This window comes from Leucobacter sp. M11, from assembly GCF_035726885.1.
Lineage (GTDB): Bacteria > Actinomycetota > Actinomycetes > Actinomycetales > Microbacteriaceae > JAPFRB01.
This window is the reverse complement of record NZ_JAPFRB010000003.1, coordinates 244,936-250,582: the sequence shown is the minus strand read 5'-3', so window position 1 is coordinate 250,582 and position 5,647 is coordinate 244,936. Positions and strand designations below refer to the sequence as shown.

The window sequence follows — 5,647 nt, the reverse complement described above, 5'->3', positions numbered from 1 at the left end:
GCCGAGCCCTGGGGCCAGAGCCCCGCGGCAGGCGACGGCTGGGCAACGCCCGGCACGAGCTTCGACGACGCCGAGGCGCCCTTCTAATACCCGCTGTGCCCGCTCACGCGGGTCGGCACGACAGAGAGTTTGAGAATCATGGCTGGAAAGTCAAGCGGCGCGGCCCGCAAGCCGGGCCGGGGGAAGGGCGCGAAGGTCGTCGCCCCCGCAAAGTCCATCACCGTTGGCGTCATCGACTACAAGGATGTCGCGACGCTGCGCAAGTTCATTTCTGAGCGCGGGAAGATCCGCGCGCGTCGGATCACCGGCGTGTCGGTTCAGGAGCAGCGACTGATCGCGAAGGCCGTGAAGAACGCCCGCGAGATGGCACTGCTCCCCTACGCCGGTTCCGGACGATAGGGAGAAACCACATCATGGCAAAGGTTATTCTGACGAACGAGGTCTCCGGCCTCGGTGTTGCAGGCGACGTCCTCGAGGTCCGGAACGGTTACGCACGTAACTTCCTGGTCCCCCAGGGCTACGCCCTCCACTGGACTCGCGGTGGCGAGGCTCAGGTTGCGCAGATCAAGGCCGCTCGCGCGGCTCGTGAGCTCGCAACGATCGAAGAGGCACGCGACCTCAAGGCGAAGCTGGAGGCGGGCAAGATCCGTCTCACGGCGAAGACCGGCACCGGTGGCCGCCTCTTCGGTTCGATCAAGCCCGCCGACGTCGCGGCCGCGGTTGCGACCGCCGGCATCGGCCAGATCGACAAGCGCAAGGTCCAGCTCCCCTCGATTAAGTCGACGGGTGAGTACAAGGCCAGCGTTGGCATCTCCGACGAGGTCACCGCAACGGTGACCCTCCAGGTGATCGCACAGCGCTAGTCGCAAACGCGGATGCGGTGGGGTGCGAAAGCGCCCCACCGCATTTGTGTTTTCCGGGCCGGAAACGCCCGGGTTTTCGAATGGCTGGCCCGCAACAGGCGGACAGATGTTCGAAACTTCTCCACAGCGCACCGCGCGCGGGAAGCCTCAACCGCAACTTGAGCCGGGGGTTTTCCCACAGATGTGGAAACTCTAAAACCCAGGTCAGGTGGCAATATATCCTGTCGGGCAAAAACTTTCCCACAGGGTTACCCCCACAATGTGGATAACTCGCCGGAGTTTCCCCCGGTTCCTCCACAGAGTTATCCACAGGCACATTTGCCGCAGTGCCCATCGCGGCATAACGTTATGTCGGTGGTCCGTGTTTATCATCCAGCACAACGGATGTGACCGGTCCATCGCACGAAGGAGGCACCAGTGTCCATTGCCCATCTCGGGATGGCCGAACCCCCCGCGGACGAGCGCGGCGGCTACGGCTCTGAGCGCACCCCGCCGCACGATCTGCTCGCCGAGCAGAGCGTCCTGGGCGGCATGCTGCTGAGCAAGGACGCCACCGCGGATGTGACGGGCCTGCTGCGCGGACCAGACTTTTACGTGCCCAAGCACGAGGTCATCTATGAGGCGATCCTCTCGCTGTACTCGCAGGGTGAGCCCACGGACGTCATCACGGTCACGGACCAGCTGACGAAGACCGGCGACCTGCAGCGCGGGGGTGGCGCGGAGTACCTGCACACGATCACGAGCATCGTGCCCACCGCGGCCAACGCGGGTTTCTACGCCGAGATCGTCGCCGAGCGGGCGCTGCTCCGTCGCCTCGTGGAGGCGGGCACCCGAATCGTGCAGATGGGATACGCCGGCGAGGGCGAGGCGGTGGACCTCGTGAACAACGCCCAGGCGGAGATCTACGGCGTCACGGGCGCGAACACGACCGACGACTACGTCGCCCTCTCCGAGGCCGTTGACGCGGCCGTGGAAGAGATCCAGAAGGCCGAGGGGCTGGGCGACGGAATGCTCGGGGTGCCGACGGGCTTCAGCGAGCTCGACGCGCTCACCAACGGCTTTGGCGCCGGGCAGATGATCATCGTCGCCGCCCGACCGGCGATGGGAAAGTCGACGCTCGCGCTCGATATCGCCCGCGCGGCCTCGGTCGGGCACGGGCAGGCCACCGTCTTCTTCTCCCTGGAAATGGGGCGCGCCGAGATCGCGATGCGTCTGCTCTCGGCCGAGGCCTCGATCCCGCTGCAGAGCATGCGCAAGGGCACGCTGGACCAGCGGGACTGGGCCAAAATGGCCTCGACGACCGCCCGGGTCAACGACGCCCCCCTGTTCATCGACGACAGCCCCAACCTCACCCTGGTTGAGATCCGTGCGAAGTGCCGTCGGCTCAAGCAGCGCCACAACCTCAAGATGGTCGTCATCGACTACCTGCAACTGCTGTCGAGCGGAAAAAAGGTCGAGAGCCGTCAGCAGGAGGTCAGTGAGTTCTCGCGTGCGCTCAAGCTGCTGTCGAAGGAGCTCGAGGTTCCCGTGGTAGCGCTGTCGCAGCTGAACCGTGCCTCCGAGCAACGAGCCGACAAGATGCCCGCGATCAGCGACCTGCGCGAGTCCGGCTCGCTGGAGCAGGACGCCGATATGGTGATTCTGCTGCACCGCGAGAGCAGCTACGAGAAGGACAACCCCCGCGCGGGTGAGGCCGACTTTATTCTCGCGAAGCAGCGAAATGGCCCGACCGGCACCGTGACCGTGAGCTTCCAGGGCCACTTCAGCCGCTTCCAGGACATGCCCGCCGGGATGTAGCGCCGACGCCGCTGCCGAGGCCCGCCCGGGGCCTCACCGCCCGGAGCGGCCCCATCAGACGAAGCCCAGCAACCGCGGAAAACGGGGGTTAGACTGGGACAAGGACCCTGAAGAGAGAGTGGACACCGACATGGGAGTTGCCGAGTTCGGCACGGAACGCACTGCGACGACCGTCGACGGTCCCGGCCTCATTCGGGCGGGAATTCTCCTGGTCTTCGGCATCCTGATTACCTTCACCCCGCAGCTGCACACGATCGGCTTCGCGGCCGTCGTGTTTGGTGTCTTCGGCGTGCTGTGGGCGGTGGCCATCCTCGCCCTCTGGGCGCTGAGCCCCGCTGAGCGCCGGCTCCCCGGCAGCCGCCTGCTCGCGCTGCTCGGCGCCGTCGTGGGGGTGCTCGCCCTGAGCGGGGCCGTCACCCAGGTGCAACTGCTCAGCCTCGTCATCGGGATCTGGGCGGTGCTCAGCGCCGTCACGATCTTCTTCGCGAGCCGGACCGCTGCCGCTTCGCGCGGCCGCGACGCCACGCTGCAGGCTGCCATGCTGGCGCTGCTGGGCGTGCTGACGCTCTTCGTTCCCGGTGACGCCATCGGCGTCATCGGCTTCTTCGGCGGCTACTGCATGCTCGCCGGAGTCTTCCTCGCGATCGCATCCTTCGACCGCGCCACTCAGCCCACGAGCAGCAGAGGATCATCGTCATGACGTCTTCCCCCTCGAACACCCCGCAGAAGCCCAGCAAGCTCACCCCCAAGGAGCTGCTGACCGGATCCGCCCTGATGGCCGTCTTCGCCGGCATCGTGCTGATCATCAGCACGCGTGACTGGGTGCTGACCCTGATCGCCGTCGGCATCGTCTTCGTGGTCGGCCTGGCCCTCATGGCCTTCCTCAGCCGCAACATCATCCCGAACTCCCGCGACATCGGCGCCAGCGAGCACGTCCCGCACCGCTAAGCCACAACACACAGAAACGGCCCGCCCCCTCCCGGGGACGGGCCGTTTCTCGTGTGGTGGGTGGGCGGCTAGGCCTGGGCGACGCGGTCGAGCAGCTCGGGGGCCAGGCCGATGTAGGTGGCCGGGGTCAGCGCCAGCAGGCGGGCCTTCGCGGCGTCGCCGATCTCGAGCGCCTCGACGAACTCGATCAGCTCGGCCTGCCCAATGCGGCGGCCGCGGGTGAGCTCCTTGAGGGCCGCGTAGGGGTCGGTGATCGTGGAACGCCCGGCCGTGACCTCGGCGCGGATGACGGTCTGGATCGCCTCGCCGAGGACCTCCCAGTTGCCGTCGAGGTCCGCGGCCAGCACCTCCGGGGCGGCGTCAATCTGGCCGAGCCCCTTCAGGATGTTGTCGAGCGCGAGCTGAGAGTGACCGAAGCCCACGCCGATGTTGCGCTGGGCCGAGGAATCCGTGAGGTCGCGCTGCAGGCGGCTCGTGACCAGGGTCTGCGCGAGCGACTCGAGGATCGCGTTGGACAGCTCCAGGTTGGCCTCGGCGTTCTCGAAGCGGATCGGGTTGACCTTGTGCGGCATCGTGGAGGAGCCGGTCGCGCCGGGCACCGGGATCTGGCGGAAGTAGCCGATCGAGATGTAGGTCCAGATGTCGGTCGCCAGGTTGTGCAGGATCCGGTTCGTGTGCGCGACCCGGCTGTACAGCTCGGCCTGCCAGTCGTGCGACTCGATCTGCGTCGTGACGGGGTTGAAGTCCAGACCGAGCCCGGTGACGAAGCCCTCGGACACGGCGAGCCAGTCCACCTCGGGGTCGGCGGACAGGTGCGCGGCGAAGGTGCCGGTTGCTCCCGAGAACTTGCCGAGGTACTCGACGGCCTCAATCTGACGGACCTGGCGGTTCAGGCGGTGCACGAACACGGCGAGCTCCTTGCCCAGCGTGGTCGGGGTCGCGGGCTGGCCGTGGGTGCGCGAGAGCATCGGCAGGTCGCGGTAGCGCTCCGCCTGCTCGGCGATCGCGGCGATCACCGTGCGCAGCTTCGGCAGCCACACCTGCTGCACGGCGTCGCGGACCGTGATCGCGTAGGACAGGTTGTTGATGTCCTCGCTCGTGCAGCACACGTGCGTGAGCTCGGCGATCGCGTCCAGGTCGCGCGCCGCGAGCGCGTCGCGCACGAGGTACTCCACGGCCTTCACGTCGTGCAGGGTCACGGCCTCCTTCTCCGCGAGGGCATCCACCTCGGCCTGGCCGAAGTCGCGGGCGAAGGCGCGCAGGGAAACGGTCTGCTCGTCGGTGAGGGGGCTGGAACCGAGCAGCGACTGGCTCGTCAGGGCGATCAGCCACTCGATTTCGACGTGCACGCGGGCACGGTTCAGGCCGGCCTCGGAGAGGTGGTCCCCGAGCTCGGAAACGGCGGCGCGGTAGCGTCCGTCGAGGGGGCTGAGGGGCTGGACGGGCAAGTTGCTCATGAGCGGGGATCTCCGTGGGTGAGGACTGGGGTGAGGTGGTTCAGCAGGGCCGTGCACCCGCGGGTGACGGTGTCGAGCACGCGGGCGAAATCACTCGGTTCTCCGTAGTACGGGTCCGGCACGTCGAGGTCGGCGCCCGAGCCCGGCAAAAAGCCGAGAAGCATCTCAACTGTATCGCGCTCAGACTGCTCCACGGCGAGGGAGCGGAGCGAGCGCAGGTGCCCCTGGTCGAGGGCAACGATGAGGTCATTCGCGGCGAAGTCGGCGCGCTGGAACTGCGCGGCCCGGTGCTCCCGGCCGTCGAAGCCCGCGGCATCGAGTGCGGCCACGGTGCGGGGATCGGCGGGTTCGCCGACGTGCCAGTCGCCCGTGCCGCGCGAGGTGACGGTGACGAGGCTGCCGAAGCCGCGGCGGGTGGCCAGCTCGCGGAAGACGATCTCGGCCATCGGTGAGCGGCAGATGTTCCCCGTGCACACGAAGCAGACGCGGAAGGTCTGCGGCGGGGTCGCGGGGGTGCTCACCCGCCCATTGTCCCCCATCGGGGCGAACTCCGGGTGAGCGGGAGCCAACGAGCAGGCAACG

General features: G+C 67.5%; 7 protein-coding genes. 5 read left to right on the top strand and 2 right to left on the bottom strand.

The window, feature by feature from the left end; translation table 11 throughout:
• The first annotated feature begins 138 nt into the window (after window positions 1-138).
• The 5 genes from rpsR (at window position 139) to OOT08_RS09465 (ending at window position 3,608) form a co-directional block, all read left to right on the top strand.
• Window positions 139-399, top strand: coding sequence for a 30S ribosomal protein S18 (gene rpsR / locus OOT08_RS09485; RefSeq protein WP_325092405.1), 261 nt, complete (start codon window positions 139-141; stop codon window positions 397-399).
• Between the two features lie 14 nt (window positions 400-413).
• Window positions 414-863 (top strand): 50S ribosomal protein L9, encoded by a 450-nt coding sequence (gene rplI / locus OOT08_RS09480; protein WP_325092404.1) that lies wholly within the window; start codon window positions 414-416, stop codon window positions 861-863.
• 417 nt (window positions 864-1,280) lie between these two features.
• A complete protein-coding gene (dnaB, locus tag OOT08_RS09475; protein ID WP_325092403.1) occupies window positions 1,281-2,660 on the top strand; it encodes a replicative DNA helicase in 1,380 nt (459 codons plus the stop codon).
• Window positions 2,661-2,778: 118 nt separating this feature from the next.
• On the top strand, window positions 2,779-3,360 hold the full coding sequence (locus OOT08_RS09470; protein WP_325092402.1) for a hypothetical protein: 582 nt from the start codon (window positions 2,779-2,781) through the stop codon (window positions 3,358-3,360).
• Window positions 3,357-3,608, top strand: a complete 252-nt coding sequence (locus tag OOT08_RS09465) for an ABC transporter ATP-binding protein (RefSeq protein WP_325092401.1) — start codon at window positions 3,357-3,359, stop codon at window positions 3,606-3,608. Before OOT08_RS09470 ends, OOT08_RS09465 begins: the two co-directional genes overlap by 4 nt.
• Before the next feature lie 68 nt (window positions 3,609-3,676).
• Here OOT08_RS09465 and purB read toward each other — a convergent pair whose 3' ends face one another.
• On the bottom strand, window positions 3,677-5,065 hold the full coding sequence (gene purB / locus OOT08_RS09460; protein WP_325092400.1) for an adenylosuccinate lyase: 1,389 nt from the start codon (window positions 5,063-5,065) through the stop codon (window positions 3,677-3,679).
• A partial coding sequence (locus OOT08_RS09455; protein ID WP_325092399.1) for a low molecular weight protein-tyrosine-phosphatase occupies window positions 5,062-5,647 on the bottom strand: 586 nt, incomplete at its 5' end. The genes OOT08_RS09455 and purB, both read right to left, overlap by 4 nt.

What these genes read in the sequence shown, in the direction of transcription:
- rplI (WP_325092404.1), top strand. Translation starts at nt 414, where the DNA reads ATGGCAAAGGTTATTCTGACGAACGAGGTCTCCGGCCTCGGTGTTGCA.
- purB (WP_325092400.1), bottom strand. Translation starts at nt 5,065, where the DNA reads ATGAGCAACTTGCCCGTCCAGCCCCTCAGCCCCCTCGACGGACGCTAC.
- OOT08_RS09465 (WP_325092401.1), top strand. Translation starts at nt 3,357, where the DNA reads ATGACGTCTTCCCCCTCGAACACCCCGCAGAAGCCCAGCAAGCTCACC.
- rpsR (WP_325092405.1), top strand. Translation starts at nt 139, where the DNA reads ATGGCTGGAAAGTCAAGCGGCGCGGCCCGCAAGCCGGGCCGGGGGAAG.